Below are 16475 nucleotides of genomic sequence, written 5' to 3' on the forward strand. Positions count from 1 at the left end.
GTCAACGAGCCAGTGTCGTATCCATCTGAATTACCACCATAAAACACAAAATCAGCTACTATAGGTGTACACCCAACTTGTGTCAAAGTTCCAGTGTCGCATCCATCGGAATCACCACCATAAAAGACAAAATTAGCCACTATAGGTGTACATCCGGATTGCGTCAACGATGAAACACTGCTTCCGTCGTTATTACCACCATAAAAAATAAAATCCGTAGTCAATTGCCCACAATTAATTTGCTCTAGATAACCATTACTAGATCCATCGGCAACGCCACCATAAAAAGCAAAATTAGCAACTATAGGCACACAACCGCCTTGCGTTACGATTGCAATACTACTTCCGTCGTCATTACCTCCATAAAAAACAAAATTTGAAACTATTGGCGGACAACTGGATTGTGTCAATAATCCAGCACTAAATCCATCGGCATCTCCACCAGTAAACTGGGCAAATGATTTTAGAGATGCAGTCAATAGCATCAAAAGTAATATGGTATATTTTAACATTTTGTTGTAGTATTGATAACCTAATTAGTTTGTTTTTTTATTTTATTATCTTACACCTCTTCCACCAACGCCAGGGTTATTCCTACTTTGATTAAGATTATTTTGCATAAATGTACAGTCGCTAATTTTTTGTTGTTGAGCACTATCTGCATAGCTGCCACCTCTCAAAACGCCTCCACCTTGACCTCCACCTGATGCTGGCCAGTTGGGCGTATTGGCTGCACCTGAAGTAGCTAATGTGCCATCGCCACAAGCAGATGTAAAGGCAGAATAATTAAAATTATGTCCTCCTACACATTGTTCATGTACATTGCCCGACATTTCCATAGCGCCAAACCAAGCACCACCGGCTTGTGCTTTATTGGTAGCAGCACCAGCGGCAAAACCACATCGCAAAGGTCCAGCATTTGTTCCTCCGCCATAGTTGCATAGCCCGTTACCAGCCGCTGTTGCAGTTTCACTTGCTTGTCCGGCATTGTTGAGTGAATTTGCTGTTGCTTGAGTAATACTTACCGCATTCCAAGCATATTCATTTGGTAAAGAAGATGGTGATGAACCTCTACAAATTTTTTCGTATTCAAATTCTGTCATAGGTCGAAGAGCTGCCCAATCTAAATAAGCCATTAAATCAGACCACGACAACCAACCACAGGCAATATTTTGACCATCGGCCGCTTCATTAAAAACACCATTGTTGTTTAAATCGCATCCATACACTGCAGGTGCAGTGGCGGAAACGCCGCTGGTTCTAATTTTGATACCGTTTCTTACTGGTGTTGCTGCGTTTGCATTGGCATAGGTACCAGCAGCAGAAGCAGGACTAACATTAGTTCTTGCAATCTGTTGCGTATAGGTAAGCGAGTTTAAAAAAGCCACATATTGCTCCTGACTGATTTCATATTTCATGCTGTAAAAACTATTCCACCCTAACGGATAGGTAGCTGGCAAAGGATTAGGACAGCCATTACCAATACTATTTTTATAGTTAGTGGCGGCTCCAATACCTGCTGTTTGTATGGCATTGGTAATTAATACATTCTTAAAGCCCCATGCATTAGTACCACTTCCTTGCCCAAAACCATTACTATTGTCGCCAATAAGAAAATCGCCTTGTGGCACATAAACCATCTCAATTCCCGCTACTTGAAAATTATCACTTAGGTTAGCTGCGGTTTGTAGGGCTATTAAAACTGTTGCTGTTGGAATGTTTCCATTGCCAATTGCAGACCGTCTGATAAAAACACCCATGCCATCTGGCACAGCATCTACCTGCAAAACACCTCCTGTTATCAAATGATCACCAGAAACGGTGCTTACTAAAGCATGTGTCCAAAAATTATCCAAACAACCTTGGCGTTTGATAAATACCCATACACCATCCCAATTGCCTGGCGTAATATCAGTATTCCAGCTGTTATCCCATGAAATGGTAAACTGCAAATCCCCCCCAACCACAGTGGGTGTACCAATATTTAAATTGTTGGCTTTAACGTTGTTGTTACTTAATCCTACTAGGAATACAATAGCTAAACAAATTAATCTTGTAATTCTTTTAAGTTCCATTTTTTCTAATTTTTTATGTTTTAAGTTTAATTGTGTGTTTAAAAACAAATAATAACAATACCTTTTACTTGAAGTCTGTGATATTATTTTTAATACCACTAAGATTATGATTGCACTTCAAAAAAAGAACTTTTAATAATTCATTTTATTTAACACTACAAAACTAAATTTTTTTTTAAATAAAATCGATTAAAAGTATAAAAAAAGTCGATGAAATGTTATAAAATTACTATTTTATAAGAAAAATTGTATTACATTGTTAAATTTTAACACCGTTCCAGGATGATTTCTTTACCCGTTTTTTAATTTTTTTTATCAATGTTATCATTCGTTAAAATAAAGCTGGGAAACAAATTCTGTATTTAATTAATTTATTACCTTTGGTCATTAAGTTTTTAATTATGAGAAGTTTGTTTAATATTTTTTACGTTTTTGCGTTTCTGTTTTCTGGAATTCAGACCCAGGCTCAACTTTTTGTGAGTTCAGGAAGCTTTGTATATGTCAACGATCAATATGTTACTGTAACGCAAGATGTAAATTTGGCGAGCACCGGACATATTTATCTTCGAAATGAAAGCCAATTACTTCAAAGAACAACAGCTGGTTCAGCTAATACTGGATTGGGAACGCTCTCCGCATTTCAAGAGGGTACCTCTAACAATTTTGGTTACAACTACTGGTGTTCTCCTGTAGGAGAGCCTTCAGTTTCTGTTGGAAATTCTAATTTTGGTATTTCTTTGTTAAAGAGACCTACTGGTTTAACTACATTTGGGGGAGAATCTATCATTGCTGGTTTAAACGGAACGACTTCCAATACTTCTTTAACTATTTCAAGTCGTTGGATATACACGTTAACAATTACCAATCAATATTCAAGTTGGAATTATGTTGCAGGATCAACAAGTATTGTTGCCGGTCAAGGTTTTACCATGAAAGGCGTTAGCGGAACGGACAACACAACAGTACTTGGTGTTCAAAACAATCCAACTAATAACCAACGGTATGATTTTAGAGGAAAACCAAATGATGGAACAATAGGAATTCCAGTTGTTAGTGATCCTGGACCTAACTATACCAATAGTACATTAACCGGAAATCCATATCCCTCAGCTATCAATCTAAATTTATTTTTATTGGAAAATAGTGGGTATACTATAGATTATGGCTTAGGTACTGCCACCTTTGTAGGTTCTCCCATTATTGATGGAGCTGCTTATTTTTGGGAACATGAAAAACCGGGAACAACCCACGTTTTAGCAAATTACGTCGGAGGCTACAGCAGTTATGTTGCCAATAATGGCCCTTTTTCACCGGGGACTTATGCTAATGAACCTTGGACTACTTATAATAGTGATGGTACACCAAATACATCAAGTACTGGATTCGGAGTTAATTATTATCGAATGTTTTCTCCAATTGGTCAAGGATTTATAATTAAAGGTGTTGTTCCAACTCCTTCTCCAGATGCTCAAATGAAAAATGATTATCGTGTTTTTGTTAAAGAAGGAGGTCTTACTACTAATTCAGAATTTGAAAGAAATGCAACCAATGAAAACTCAATAGATGCCAATGAAAACTGGCCAGCTATTCCTAATTTAACCGGAACAGATTATACGCAGTTTTCCAAAGCTCAAATTCCTCAGATAAAAATTCATACCATTTTAGATAATTTATTTACAAGAGAAATAGTACTTGCATTTAATCCAAATGCTAATGATGGGTATGATTTTGCTTTTGATGCCACAACACAGCAGCTTAATTTACCTACCGATGCTTATTTTCCAATTGTAGATAATAAACAATTTGTGATTTCAACTTTGCCTTTTGATATTAATAAAAGAATTCCTTTTGCCGTTAAAGCTTCTTCTGAATCAAATTTTAGAGTGTTAGTAGGTAATTTAGTCAATTTTGATTTGGCTGAAAATATTTATCTTTATGATAAACAAACAACTATTTATCATGATATCAAGAATGGTTTTGTAGATATCACATTGCCTGCCGGAAATGTAACTGACCGTTTTGAAATTACTTTTTTAAACGAAACATTAAGTGCTCCTGATAATACCAATTATAATTTTGATGTAATTCATAACAATGAAAACAAAAAATTGTCTATTAGTAATCCAAATTTATTAAATGTAAAATCTGTATCATTATTTGACATAACAGGAAAATTAATATTTAATAAAGAAAAATTAGCTACTGAACCATCTTATGAGTTTTCAACTTCCGGATTAAGTGACAGTGTTTATATTGTTAAGATTAATACCGCTGAAAATCAGGAAATCAGTAAAAAAGTATTGATTTTTAAAGAATAATTTTTAATCGAAAGATAAATTTATCCAAAAGACAGTCATTACGGCTGTCTTTTTTTGTTCAGCTCAAATTCAGTACTTTTGTTGGTGTATGGAATTCAAAGTTATTAATCAGGAAGTGATTGGATTTAATAAAAATGTCTCCCTTTTTATTAAAAGAGAAGATTTAATTCATCCTTATATTTCAGGCAATAAATACAGAAAATTAAAATACAACTTGAAACAAGCGAAAGTTGAAAACCAAGCTACTTTATTAACTTTTGGTGGAGCTTTTTCAAATCATATTGCAGCCGTTGCCTTTGCAGGAAAAGAATATGGTTTTAAAACTATTGGAATAATCCGAGGGGATGAATTGGAACCTCAGATAAATAATAATCCAACATTATTATTTGCACAACAATGTGGAATGAAGTTTGTGTTTGAAACGAGAGAAAAATACAGACACAAAAACGAAGTAACTTATCAGGCGGATTTAATGGCTCAATTTGGTCCGTTTTTTCAAATTCCGGAAGGTGGTACAAATGAATTAGCCATCAAAGGATGTGAAGAAATTTTAACACAGGAAGATGCCGTCTTTGACTATATTTGCTGTTGTGTAGGAACCGGAGGCACAATTTCGGGCATTATTAATTCTTCGATGAATCATCAAAAGGTGATTGGTTTTCCGGCTTTGAAGGGGGATTTTTTAGAAGAAGATATCCGTAAATATGCACAAAATAATCGGTGGGAATTAAATCTAGATTATCATTTTGGTGGATATGCCAAAATTGACAAAGTGTTGATTCAATTTATGAATTACTTTTTAGAAAACACTAAAATACTATTAGATCCCGTTTATACCGGAAAGATGTTGTTTGGATTATATGATTTAGTTGAAAATGGATTTTTCCCCAATGGCTCAAGAATTCTTGCCATTCACACAGGAGGCCTTCAGGGAATTCAAGGTATGAATTTTAAATTAGAACAATTACATTTGCCCAAAATAAAAATACATGTTTAAGAAAGTAATTTTCCTTTTAAGTTTATTAATCATAACGGCTTGTTCATCGTCTAAACCAACGATTAGAACTTCAAAACCGTCAACTCCAATTACAAGAAACGTTAAGAAGCCAGTACAGAAACAAACTTCTAATTCCACGGTAAAGAATGAAAATAAAAATGCTCCGGAAGTGTTGGAAGCAACTTCAAAAGTAAAAGTTACGCCGGATATGGTGCTAAAATATATCGAAGATTTTAAAGAAACTGCCAAAAATAACATGCGACAATTCGGAGTTCCGGCAAGCATTACCTTAGCACAAGGAATTTTAGAATCTGGTGTGGGAACAGGCTCTTTAAGTCAACAAGCCAATAATCATTTTGGGATAAAATGCCATAAAGAATGGAACGGACCGAGTGTTTTACATCATGACGATGCAGCTGATGAATGTTTTCGGAAATACCAAGATCCAGCCGAATCGTATCGTGACCATTCGTTATTTTTAACATCAAGAAGTCGGTACGATTTTCTATTTGATTTGCCAGCTGGCGATTATAAAGCATGGGCAAAAGGTTTAAAAAAAGCAGGATATGCAACCGATCCAAAATATCCAGATAAATTGATAAGTTTAATTGAGCGATATAATTTGCATCAATATGACGAAGAAGTGTTGAGTGCAAAACCTAAAGAAAACCGAAGAAATACTGAGGTTAAAATTGAAAGTAATGAATATATTGTTGCAAAAGGCGATACGCTCTATTCATTATCCAAAAGATTCACTATTTCTGTTGAAGAACTTAAAAAGAAAAATAAATTACAATCTAATTCACTTTCGATCGGACAAAAATTAATTGTTCAGTAAGTGGATAAATAAAGTATAGAATAATGTTATACCAAAGAAGTAGCCAATTGTTTCAAGAAGCTGAAAAAGTAATTCCTGGTGGAGTAAATTCGCCAGTTCGAGCTTTTAAAGGCGTGGGAGGAACGCCAGTTTTCGTAAAAAGTGCCAAAGGAGCCTATTTATTTGATGAAGACGGAAACCGATTAATTGATTATATTAATTCTTGGGGGCCAATGATTTTGGGTCATGCCCACGCACCTGTAATTAATGCGATAACTGAACGAGCAAAACTTGGAACTTCTTTTGGAATGCCAACACAGTTAGAAACAGAAATCGCAGCCCTTGCCATTTCTATGGTACCCAATATTGATAAAATTCGTTTTGTGAATTCAGGCACAGAAGCTTGCATGAGTTCGATTCGCTTAGCAAGAGGATTTACGAATAGAGATAAAATAATAAAATTTGCTGGTTGCTATCACGGTCATTCCGATTCTTTTTTAATACAAGCTGGAAGCGGATTAAGTACTTTTGGCGTTCCAAATAGTCCAGGTGTTACAAAAGGCACCGCGAAAGATACACTATTAGCTGATTTTAACGATTTAAACAGCGTTACTAAACTATTTAGAGATAATCCTAATGAAATTGCGGCAATCATTGTTGAGCCTGTTGCTGGAAACATGGGTTGTATTCCGCCCGCTAAAGGTTTTTTAGAGGGTTTAAGAGAACTTTGCGACGAACATAATAGCGTTTTGATTTTTGATGAAGTGATGACAGGATTTCGATTAGCTAAAGGAGGAGTGCAAGAATTGTTAGGTGTAAATGCGGATTTAATTTGTTTTGGTAAAGTAATTGGTGGGGGATTACCTGTTGGAGCATTTGCTGGACGAAATGAAATCATGAATTTTCTAGCACCAATTGGACCTGTTTATCAAGCGGGAACATTATCTGGTAATCCGTTAGCAATGGCAGCTGGATTGGCAATGTTAACAGAACTGAATGAAAACCAAGATGTATTTCAACGATTGGCAGAGAAAACTGCTTATTTGGAAAAAGGAATACAAAATGTGTTATCTGAAAACAATTTGATTTTTACTATCAATCGAATTGGATCTATGATTTCGGTACATTTTAGCGAAAATCCAGTTGTTGATTTTGAAACCGCTAAAGCGGGCGATAATAAAACCTTTAAAAAATTCTTTCACGGATTGCTTAAAGAAGGAATTTATATTGCTCCTTCCGCCTATGAAACTTGGTTTATTACAGATGCTCTTTCTTATGAAGATTTAGATTTTACTATCCAAGCGATTAATACAGTTGCAAAAAAGTTGTAACAAAAAAAATCCCGAATTGAAAATCGGGATTTTTTTTAAATTTATTTAACTGGTTTGTACTTCATCAAACGAGCATATAATTCTGGTTTTTGTTGTAACATTTTGTGTTGTTCTTCAGTTAAACCGGACATTATTTTCTCACCGTATTTTTGGTAAGTAATTACTCTTTCGTCTTCAGTAGTGCAACCTGCTATTGCCTCTTCACGCATCATAAATAAAGTCATCAAATCATTTTTAAATTCCGGAGTGATGTCAATTACAGCACTCAAATCAGAAATATCTTTGTAAGCAGCTTCTTTAGGATTTACTTCTCTTAAAGTAGGTTTTGCATTACTTATTGGACTTTGTGCATTAGATGAAAACCCAAAGGCAATCATAAAAAATACAATAGCAACAATTTTTTTCATAATAACGTTCATTTTTAGTTAGTTAATGAGCGAATATAAATCAAATTGACTAACTGGCAAAATATTGTTTAAAAAAATTATTTTTTGTTTGCAAATTTTTTCGATTTATTAATTCTTCGAGCTTGCATTTTTTCAGAGCGATTAGCCAAATTTTCTTCAAACTTAGCCATTTGCTCTGGAGTAAGAATTTTTTTAAAAGCTGTTTTCATAGCAATTTTTTCATCTAACATTTGACTTTGATTAGCAAATCGTTCTTCATCGGATGGTTTTAAACCATTTTCTCTTTTAGCTCTCATTTCAGTTTTTATGGTTTCTCTTTTTTTGGCTAGTTCCAATACTAATTTTTTTACTTCCACTTGCTGTTTTTGGTTTAAATCTAAATGGAGCGTCATTCTTTTTAGTTGAAGTTCTGCTCTTTGTTCAGGTGTGAAATTTTGTTTTTGACCCATTTGTGCAGGTCTTCCATTATTAGTACTAATTTGGCCTTCTTGTGCAAATGTTATTAATCCAAATAACAAAATTGCGGTTACAATTACATTTTTCATTTTATTTGTTTTTTATGAATGATATAAATAAGACCCTTAATAATTTGAATAGTTTAATGCTTAGGATATTTTTAACAAAAAAGACTACACAAAATGGAATTCTTAAATTTTTAAGTATATTGCATGCATAACAAAAAAAACATACACATGGAAGAAATTCAAAATGCAAATCAAAAAACAATGTCAGTCAAAGACTGGCTCATTACACTTTTAATCATGGCAATTCCTTTAGTTGGATTTATTATGTTATTTGTGTATGCCTTTGGTAATAATGAAAACGTAAATAAACAAAATTGGGCTAAAGCACAATTGATAGTTTTGGCAATCGTAATTGGTTTAATGATTGTTTTCTTTTCCGTATTTGGAGCAATCTTCTCTTCTGCAATGGCGGGATCTCAAAATTATTAAAAACATAAAATCCCGATTATTTATAGTCGGGATTTGATTTTTATACTTTATTTAAATTAACCTTTCAATTCAACGGTTTTAAGTTCTCCTTCAACATGAACTTTTACCAAATTGTTTTTGGCTAAACCTTTCATTGCCGCATCCCATTTTTTACCGCTTAAAGCTGATTTTTCCTTTAATTCAGAAAGTGAAATATTGTTTAAAGTTTTTAAAATTTCTACTACAATTTTTTCATCTTCAGATAATTCAACCTGTTTTTTCTCGGGTCGCATTTGTGGAAAGAATAAAACTTCCTGGATGGATGGATTGTTGGTCAAATACATTACTAATCTATCCATGCCAATTCCTAAACCTGAAGTAGGGGGCATTCCATATTCTAAAGCCCTCAAAAAGTCGTTATCAATAAACATGGCTTCATCATCACCACGATCAGCTAAATTTAATTGTGCTTCAAAACGTTCTCTCTGATCAATTGGGTCATTTAATTCAGAATAGGCATTTGCTACTTCCTTTCCACAAACAATAAGTTCAAATCGTTCTGTAAGTTCAGGATTAGTTCTGTGTTCTTTACATAACGGACTCATCTCTTTAGGATAGTCGGTAATAAATGTAGGTTGAATGAAGCTACCTTCACATTTTGCTCCAAAAATTTCATCAATTAATTTCCCTTTTCCCATGGAATCATCTACTTGAACGCCCATGCTTAAAGCAGCAGTTCTAATTTCGTCTTCTGTTTTTCCTGAAATATCAAAACCGGTAAACTGAATAATTGCATCGGTCATGGTAATACGGGTATAGGGAGCTTTAAAATTCACTTGATATTCTCCAAACGTCGCATTAGTTGAGCCATTGACGTGTATTGCACAAAATTCTATAAGATTTTCAGTAAAATCCATCATCCATTTGTAGTCTTTATAGGCTACATATATTTCCATTGCTGTAAATTCCGGATTATGCGTTCGGTCCATCCCTTCATTTCTGAAGTTTTTAGAAAATTCATAAACACCGTCAAAACCTCCAACAATTAATCTTTTTAAATATAATTCATTGGCAATCCGCATATACAAAGGAATGTCTAAACTATTATGGTGAGTCATAAATGGTCTCGCAGCTGCACCACCAGGAATAGATTGTAAAATAGGTGTTTCTACTTCAAAATAACCTTTGTTGTTAAAAAACGTTCTCATTGCATTAAAAAGTTTTGTTCTTTTAACAAAGACTTCTTTCACATGTGGGTTTACAACTAAATCGACATAACGCATACGGAAACGCAACTCAGGGTCGGTAAAAGCATCAAAAACGTGTCCTTCTGTATCTGTTTTGGGAAGAGGTAAAGGTCTTAGTGTTTTACTCAAAAGTTTAAAATCTAAAACTTTAATTGTTTTTTCACCGACTTGTGTGGTAAATAATTCACCTTCTACACCAACAAAATCACCAAGGTCAATCAGTTTTTTAAATACTTCATTGTATAATGTTTTGTCTTCACCCGGGCATATTTCATCACGATTAAAATACAATTGAATTCTTCCTTCACTATCTTGTAAAGAGGCAAAAGAGGCTTTTCCTTGAATTCGGGTACTCATAATTCTTCCGGCAACAATCACTTTCTTACCTTCTTCATAGTTTTCCTTCACTTCAATAGAAGTGTGATCAACCGGATAAAGGTCAGCAGGGTATGGATTAATTCCCATTCCTCTTAAAATGTTTAGTTTTTCTCGTCGAATTATTTCTTGTTCCGAAAGTTGCATAGCATCAATTTTTAAAGGTGCAAAGATAATTTTTTTTTTAGTTAAGGACAACTAGATTCAATAAACTCAACTATTTTTAATTAGTTAGAATTTCTTAGGATTTAAAAAGATTTTTACTGACAAATTATTTATGCTTTTTTGGGAACGAGGTAGCGGTTATTAAAAGCCTTAAACAATAAACTATTTGTATATTTGTACTTTAATTTAAAGAAATGAATTTAAAAAGCAAAATAGCATACATATTACTATTATTCAGCTTATCAAGTTGCGTAATTACAGAGCGTCTACTTATTAATGAAGATATCTCAGGGACTATAACTTATGAAATGGATGGCTCTTCGATGATGACCATGCTGGAAGAAAAAATGGGCAAACCGGAAGATACATCCAAAAAAAGTAAAAAGAAATCAAAAAAAGAAAAAGAAGCAGGTTCGGCAAAAGTCATTGACAGTACTTTTTCTTTGAAAGAATTATATGCAGAAAAGCAAGACAGTATTGCAAAATTATCGAAAGAAGAGCAGGAGCAAATTAAAAAAATGGAGAATTTTAAAATTCGAATGATAATTGATGAAGAAAATAAAATCATGAAATATATATTATTTGCTGATTTTAAATCGATGGATGAATTGCAAAACATGACATCTCCCATCAACACTTTTAAATCAATTGGTGCAGGAGGAAGTGAAGAGTTAACTAAAAATAATCAGTTAACTAATGATGCGTTGACAACCTTTTTTTATGATGGGAAAATATTTAAAAAGACAGTTCAAAAATCTAATTTTAAAGAAGATTTTAAAGAAGCTTTAAAAAAAGAAAACAGTACAGATGAAGAGATAGATGTAGAAGAAATTGCGGAAGGGGTAGATGAATCTATGAATATGATTTTTGAGCAATCCAGTTATACAATACTATATCAATTTCCAAAACCTATCAAAAGTGTTTCTGTAGAAAATGCTGTAATTAGTGATGACAGAAAAACGGTAACTATTCCTTATCAAATGAAAGATTATATGAGTAATCCTGAAAGTTTAAATTTTGAAATAAATTTTGAATAGTATGAACAAAAAAATTCAACTTCAAGATTTAGGCTCAAAAGATTATAAACTAACTTGGGATTACCAGGAAGAATTGTTTAAAAAAATAGTTGATATAAAAATTTTGAACAGGAGAGAAGGTTTAGCTACTGAAACGCCAAATTATTTTCTTTTTGTAGAACATCCCCATGTTTATACTTTAGGTAAAAGTGGCGATATTTCAAATTTACTGCTTTCTGAAAAACAATTAGAAGCAAAAAAGGCAACTTTCTATAAAATTAATCGCGGAGGAGATATTACGTATCATGGTCCCGGACAAATCGTAGGCTATCCAATTATTGATTTAGAAAATTATTTTACTGATATTCATAAATATTTACGGTTTATAGAAGAGGTTATCATTCTAACGTTAGCTGAATATAATATAACAGGAACAAGAAGTGAAGGCGAAACCGGAGTTTGGTTGGATGTAGGCACTCCTTTTACTCGAAAAATATGTGCGATGGGTGTTCGGGCTTCTCGATGGGTCACCATGCATGGTTTTGCTTTAAATGTGAATGCCGATTTAGGCTACTTTGATAATATTATTCCCTGTGGCATCCGTGGAAAAGCTGTAACTTCTTTACAGGTCGAACTCGGTGTTGAAAAAGTAGAGGAAGAGAAAGTGAAAGAAAAAATAGTAAAACACTTTTCTAATTTATTTGAAGCTGAATTTATAAATCCAATTTCAATTGATCAGGTAATAATTTAAAGGTCATTCGATGGTATTTGGTCGTGCCGTATTTAGCAATTGCTTCTCGATGTTCCTTGGTAGGATAACCTTTGTTTTTTTTCCAATTATACATGGGAAATTCTTCATGAATTTGATTCATATATTCATCTCGGTAAGTTTTAGCTAAAACGGAGGCTGCTGCAATACTTACATATTTACTGTCCCCTTTAATTATGCTTGTAGAGGGAATAGATTTTAAAAGTTCAGTTTCTTTAGGAGTAAAAATCTTACCATTTTTTTGAATCAATCCTAATTTTCCATTTAAAGGTCTGTTTCCATCTACAATAATATAGTTTGGAATTGTTTTTAATTTCAAAATACTTTCCTGCATAGCTTTCATAGAAGCATTCAAAATGTTTATTTCATCAATTTCTACATTATATATATGTGTAACGGCAAAAGAAAAAGCAGTTTCCTCGATAATGGGTCTTAACTCAAACCGAACTTTCTCAGACAATTGTTTTGAATCGTTTAAAGAAGTATGATATTTATAAAAAGATTCTTGTTTGTTTACTATATCCAAATTATGTCCTAATATCACCGCTGCTGCGGTTACAGGTCCGGCTAAACAACCACGGCCGGCTTCATCTGTGCCGCATTCAAGTTCATATTCTGAATATCTTAATTTTAACATAAAAATAATTTAATAAAATGAGCATTGCCACGCAACCTTTTCTGTTTTAATGCATCTTATAATCAAGTTTGTGCGATAACATCGAACTAACTGCAAAATTTTTAACAAAAATAAATAATATTATTCCGAAGTAATATTTGTTTATTTAAGAAATTATTAAGAAGTTTGCGGAATAACTAACTCAAATAAATTTAATATGAGATCGAAGTTCAAATGGATTTTTACGCTTTTATTAGCGTTTTCAATGCAGTTTTCGTTCGCACAAGAGAAAACTGTAACAGGTACTGTTACTGATGCTAGCGGTATGCCGTTGCCAGGTGCAACAGTTGTTGTTAAGGGTACTAATCGAGGTACATCAACAGATTTTGATGGAAAATACTCTATCAAAGCCAGTGCGGGAGAAACACTAGATATTTCTTTCGTTGGCTACAAAGCAAGTTCCGTCAAAGTCGGAGCGTCAAATGTTGTTAATGCAACGCTTGCTGAAGACAATACACTTGATGAGGTTGTAGTAACTGGGCAAGGTGTTAAAAAAGAGAAAAAAGCACTTGGTTATGCTGTAACTACAATTTCTAATGAAGATTTTGCTGCAAAGCCTTCAACAGATATGGCAAGAGCTTTAACAGGTAAGGCTCCTGGGGTTAATATTCAACAAACAAGTGGTTTGGCCGGTTCTGGTACAAACATTATTGTGCGTGGATATTCTTCAATCCTTTTGAGTAATCAACCTTTATTCGTAGTTGATGGTGTTCCGTTTAATACGGATACTAATAGCGATTCGAATTTCCTTAATGGAGCAACTACTTCTTCAAGCCGTTTTTTGGATTTAGATCCAAACAGTATTGAATCGGTGAGTATCTTAAAAGGATTATCAGCTACAACATTATATGGTAGTGCCGGTAGAAATGGGGTTATTTTAGTAACTACTAAATCTGGAAACACAAAAGAGTTAAATAATAAAATGAGTGTTTCGGTTACACAATCTTATTTCTCTACAGAGATTGCTTCTTTACCGGATTATCAAGATAATTACGGAAACGGTTTTTATCAAACGTATTCTCCTGCTTTTTCTAACTGGGGGCCAAAATTTGGAACAGCCGGAACTCAAGGTATAGCAGCTGATGGAACAATACCTCACTGGTATTCAACGCCAGCGGGTTATAGCAACATTTTTCCTGAATACCAAGGTGTAAGAGTGGCTTATGCTCCTCAAAATAACGTAAAACCTTTCTTTAATACAGGTGCTACTTCTTCAACTTCTGTAAATGTTGGTGGAAGATCGGACAATACTACTTATAATTTAGGTGTTGGTAATACAAATGATGAAGGTTTTATCGAAAACAATAAATACCAAAGGGTAAATTTAAATGCTGGTGGTCAAACTAAATTAGCAAATGGATTTACAATTTCGTCATCTGTAAACTACACAAAAGTTGATAAAACATCTCCTCCAACTGGTGCAGGTTTTGGTTCAAATCCTTCGGCTGGTGCAGTTTCGACTTTTGCAAACATTTTGTATGTTCCTAGAAGTTTTGATTTATTTGGAGTGCCTTATTCAAACCCGGTTGATGGTTCATCGGTTTATTACAGAACGGATATTCAAAACCCAAGATGGACATTGAAAAATTCTCAAGAGACTGAGGATGTAAGACGTTTTACAAGTAATGTAACTGCTTTATACGAAATTAACAATTGGTCTAATATTTCCTATAGAGTAGGATATGATGCTTACAATCAAAAACAAACTTTTGAAGTTAATAAAGGAGGTCCGCAAAGACCAGATGGATCTATGACAACCACAAATAGAATTAATACTATTTGGGACCATACTCTTTCTTATAATTTTGACAAACAATTAGGTGGTGAAGATGCTAAATGGAATTTTGATGGTACAGTAGGTTTCAACCCTAGATCAGAAGAATTTATATATAATATTTCAAGTAGTACTCAGCAATTTATTTATGGTTTTATGAATCATTCAAATTTTGAAAATCATACGGCATCAAATTATTATGAGAAGCAAAATATAATAGGTTTATTTGCTAGTACAACGTTGGCTTATGATAAGTTTTTATATTTAAACTTACAAGGTAGAAATGACTGGGCTTCTACATTAGAGTCACAAAACAGATCTATTTTCTACCCTTCTGCTTCTTTGTCTTTTGTGCCAACTGATGCTTTTGATGGTTTGAAAGATAGTAAAGCAATTAACTATTTAAAACTTAGAGTTGGTTACGGTACTTCAGCAGGTTTCCCTACTCCATATAATACAAGAATTGGATTGGCTTCTGGAACTAGAGTGTTTTTAGATCCTTCAGACGCTTCAGTAGTTAACGTAATGGGAGTTGATAGTCAATTAGGAAATTTAAATTTAAAACCTGAGCTTCACAGAGAGTTAGAGTTTGGTTTAGAAGGTACTTTTTTTGATAGAAGAGTTACAGTGGATTTCTCTATTTATGATAAAAAATCTTTTGATTTGTTATATAATAGAAACTTAGACCCTTCAACAGGATATACTTCTACATTAGATAATATATCTGAAATTTCTAACAAAGGGGTTGAGTTAGCATTAACTGGTAAAATTTTAAGACCTAAAACAGATACCGGTTTTGCTTGGGATATAACTGCAACATGGTCTCAAAATATAAACATAGTTGAAGATTTAGGAGATGGGGTTGATCAAGCAGCATTTGCTGGATTTACAAACTTAGGTAATTTTGCAGTACCTGGAAGACCTTATGGTGTTATTTATGGTTCTGCTATAGCTAGAGATGCAAATGGAAATAAAATTGTTGATTATAATGGTTCTTATTTAGCAACAGATGATATTCAAGAAATTGGAGACCCTAATGCACTTTGGAGATCTACCTTGATAAATGAGTTTTCTTATAAAAACTTGTCATTCCAGTTCCAAATGGAATATACACACGGAGGAGATATGTATTCAACTACTGCCTCTGCACTTATGTCTAGAGGTTTAACAAAAGATACTGATTTTGATCGTTCTCAAACATTTGTTTTACCGGGAGTTAATCCTAATGGAAATGTGAATACTATTCAAATTCCTGCTGCACAATGGGGTTTTGAAAACAATGGTTTTGTTATTGATGAGCAAGCAATTTATGATGCTTCAACTATTCGTTTAAGAGAAATTTCATTATCCTACAATTTCCCTAAAAAAGTAATAGATAGAACTCCTTTTGGAAAAATATCTTTATCATTTATAGGCAATAACCTTTGGTTTAATGCATTTAACACACCAAAATATGTTAACTTCGATCCTGAAGTATCAAGTTTAGGTGTTGGTAATGGTCAAGGTTTCGATTATTTAACCGGTCCTACAGCAAAACGTTACGGATTTAACCTTAACTTAACCTTCTAAAATTTTA

The 16475-nt window shown here is 33.6% G+C and carries 14 protein-coding genes; 8 read left to right on the forward strand and 6 right to left on the reverse strand.

Annotated elements, in window-relative coordinates; all coding sequences use genetic code 11:
• Together ACIQ2Z_RS09040 and ACIQ2Z_RS09045 are read right to left on the reverse strand one after the other, a co-directional pair.
• Positions 1 to 512 (reverse strand): hypothetical protein (locus tag ACIQ2Z_RS09040; RefSeq protein ID WP_396183820.1); only part of this gene is annotated, 512 nt, incomplete at its 3' end.
• 45 nt (positions 513 to 557) lie between these two features.
• On the reverse strand, positions 558 to 2075 hold the full coding sequence (locus ACIQ2Z_RS09045) for an SUMF1/EgtB/PvdO family nonheme iron enzyme (protein WP_396183821.1): 1518 nt from the start codon (positions 2073 to 2075) through the stop codon (positions 558 to 560).
• 401 nt (positions 2076 to 2476) lie between these two features.
• On the opposite strand from ACIQ2Z_RS09045, the gene ACIQ2Z_RS09050 reads away from it, so the two are divergent.
• The 4 genes from ACIQ2Z_RS09050 to hemL all read left to right on the forward strand — a co-directional run bounded on the left by ACIQ2Z_RS09050 (position 2477) and on the right by hemL (position 7538).
• Positions 2477 to 4393, forward strand: coding sequence for a T9SS sorting signal type C domain-containing protein (locus tag ACIQ2Z_RS09050; RefSeq protein ID WP_396183822.1), 1917 nt, complete (start codon positions 2477 to 2479; stop codon positions 4391 to 4393).
• Positions 4394 to 4481: 88 nt separating this feature from the next.
• On the forward strand, positions 4482 to 5390 hold the full coding sequence (locus ACIQ2Z_RS09055) for a 1-aminocyclopropane-1-carboxylate deaminase/D-cysteine desulfhydrase (protein WP_396183823.1): 909 nt from the start codon (positions 4482 to 4484) through the stop codon (positions 5388 to 5390).
• The gene (locus ACIQ2Z_RS09060) at positions 5383 to 6228 is read left to right on the forward strand and encodes a glucosaminidase domain-containing protein (protein ID WP_396183824.1); all 846 of its coding nucleotides are present in this window, start codon (positions 5383 to 5385) and stop codon (positions 6226 to 6228) included. Before ACIQ2Z_RS09055 ends, ACIQ2Z_RS09060 begins: the two co-directional genes overlap by 8 nt.
• 23 nt (positions 6229 to 6251) lie before the next feature.
• Positions 6252 to 7538, forward strand: coding sequence for a glutamate-1-semialdehyde 2,1-aminomutase (hemL, locus tag ACIQ2Z_RS09065; protein ID WP_396183825.1), 1287 nt, complete (start codon positions 6252 to 6254; stop codon positions 7536 to 7538).
• A gap of 41 nt (positions 7539 to 7579) precedes the next feature.
• Here hemL and ACIQ2Z_RS09070 read toward each other — a convergent pair whose 3' ends face one another.
• Positions 7580 to 7945, reverse strand: a complete 366-nt coding sequence (locus ACIQ2Z_RS09070) for a hypothetical protein (RefSeq protein ID WP_396183826.1) — start codon at positions 7943 to 7945, stop codon at positions 7580 to 7582.
• Positions 7946 to 8022: 77 nt separating this feature from the next.
• Positions 8023 to 8490: a Spy/CpxP family protein refolding chaperone gene (locus ACIQ2Z_RS09075; protein ID WP_396183827.1), complete on the reverse strand. Its 468-nt coding sequence runs from the start codon at positions 8488 to 8490 to the stop codon at positions 8023 to 8025.
• 147 nt (positions 8491 to 8637) lie between these two features.
• Between ACIQ2Z_RS09075 and ACIQ2Z_RS09080 the strand changes: the two genes are divergently transcribed.
• A complete protein-coding gene (locus tag ACIQ2Z_RS09080) occupies positions 8638 to 8898 on the forward strand; it encodes a hypothetical protein (RefSeq protein WP_396183828.1) in 261 nt (86 codons plus the stop codon).
• 56 nt (positions 8899 to 8954) lie between these two features.
• On the opposite strand, the gene lysS is transcribed toward ACIQ2Z_RS09080, so the two are convergent.
• Entirely contained in the window at positions 8955 to 10646 is a 1692-nt protein-coding gene (gene lysS / locus ACIQ2Z_RS09085) for a lysine--tRNA ligase (protein ID WP_396183829.1), read from the reverse strand.
• Between the two features lie 212 nt (positions 10647 to 10858).
• Between lysS and ACIQ2Z_RS09090 the strand changes: the two genes are divergently transcribed.
• The gene (locus tag ACIQ2Z_RS09090) at positions 10859 to 11701 is read left to right on the forward strand and encodes a hypothetical protein (protein WP_396183830.1); all 843 of its coding nucleotides are present in this window, start codon (positions 10859 to 10861) and stop codon (positions 11699 to 11701) included.
• 1 nt (position 11702) lies between these two features.
• Positions 11703 to 12431 carry a lipoyl(octanoyl) transferase LipB gene (gene lipB, locus ACIQ2Z_RS09095; RefSeq protein WP_396183831.1) on the forward strand — a complete coding sequence of 243 codons (729 nt, stop codon included), beginning with the start codon at positions 11703 to 11705 and terminating at the stop codon, positions 12429 to 12431.
• On the opposite strand, the gene ACIQ2Z_RS09100 is transcribed toward lipB, so the two are convergent.
• Positions 12394 to 13086 carry a ribonuclease HII gene (locus ACIQ2Z_RS09100; RefSeq protein WP_396183832.1) on the reverse strand — a complete coding sequence of 231 codons (693 nt, stop codon included), beginning with the start codon at positions 13084 to 13086 and terminating at the stop codon, positions 12394 to 12396. The two genes, lipB and ACIQ2Z_RS09100, sit on opposite strands and share 38 nt — an antisense overlap.
• Before the next feature lie 196 nt (positions 13087 to 13282).
• Here ACIQ2Z_RS09100 and ACIQ2Z_RS09105 point away from each other — a divergent pair, with 196 nt between their 5' ends.
• Positions 13283 to 16468 (forward strand): SusC/RagA family TonB-linked outer membrane protein, encoded by a 3186-nt coding sequence (locus ACIQ2Z_RS09105; protein WP_396183833.1) that lies wholly within the window; start codon positions 13283 to 13285, stop codon positions 16466 to 16468.
• Positions 16469 to 16475: the final 7 nt, after the last annotated feature.

Source organism: Flavobacterium sp. (assembly GCF_044361015.1).
Lineage (GTDB): Bacteria > Bacteroidota > Bacteroidia > Flavobacteriales > Flavobacteriaceae > Flavobacterium.

What these genes read in the sequence shown, in the direction of transcription:
- ACIQ2Z_RS09080 (WP_396183828.1), top strand. Translation starts at nt 8,638, where the DNA reads ATGGAAGAAATTCAAAATGCAAATCAAAAAACAATGTCAGTCAAAGAC.
- ACIQ2Z_RS09075 (WP_396183827.1), bottom strand. Translation starts at nt 8,490, where the DNA reads ATGAAAAATGTAATTGTAACCGCAATTTTGTTATTTGGATTAATAACA.
- ACIQ2Z_RS09070 (WP_396183826.1), bottom strand. Translation starts at nt 7,945, where the DNA reads ATGAAAAAAATTGTTGCTATTGTATTTTTTATGATTGCCTTTGGGTTT.
- ACIQ2Z_RS09090 (WP_396183830.1), top strand. Translation starts at nt 10,859, where the DNA reads ATGAATTTAAAAAGCAAAATAGCATACATATTACTATTATTCAGCTTA.
- ACIQ2Z_RS09100 (WP_396183832.1), bottom strand. Translation starts at nt 13,086, where the DNA reads ATGTTAAAATTAAGATATTCAGAATATGAACTTGAATGCGGCACAGAT.
- ACIQ2Z_RS09055 (WP_396183823.1), top strand. Translation starts at nt 4,482, where the DNA reads ATGGAATTCAAAGTTATTAATCAGGAAGTGATTGGATTTAATAAAAAT.
- ACIQ2Z_RS09045 (WP_396183821.1), bottom strand. Translation starts at nt 2,075, where the DNA reads ATGGAACTTAAAAGAATTACAAGATTAATTTGTTTAGCTATTGTATTC.
- lipB (WP_396183831.1), top strand. Translation starts at nt 11,703, where the DNA reads ATGAACAAAAAAATTCAACTTCAAGATTTAGGCTCAAAAGATTATAAA.
- ACIQ2Z_RS09060 (WP_396183824.1), top strand. Translation starts at nt 5,383, where the DNA reads ATGTTTAAGAAAGTAATTTTCCTTTTAAGTTTATTAATCATAACGGCT.
- hemL (WP_396183825.1), top strand. Translation starts at nt 6,252, where the DNA reads ATGTTATACCAAAGAAGTAGCCAATTGTTTCAAGAAGCTGAAAAAGTA.
- ACIQ2Z_RS09105 (WP_396183833.1), top strand. Translation starts at nt 13,283, where the DNA reads ATGAGATCGAAGTTCAAATGGATTTTTACGCTTTTATTAGCGTTTTCA.
- ACIQ2Z_RS09050 (WP_396183822.1), top strand. Translation starts at nt 2,477, where the DNA reads ATGAGAAGTTTGTTTAATATTTTTTACGTTTTTGCGTTTCTGTTTTCT.
- lysS (WP_396183829.1), bottom strand. Translation starts at nt 10,646, where the DNA reads ATGCAACTTTCGGAACAAGAAATAATTCGACGAGAAAAACTAAACATT.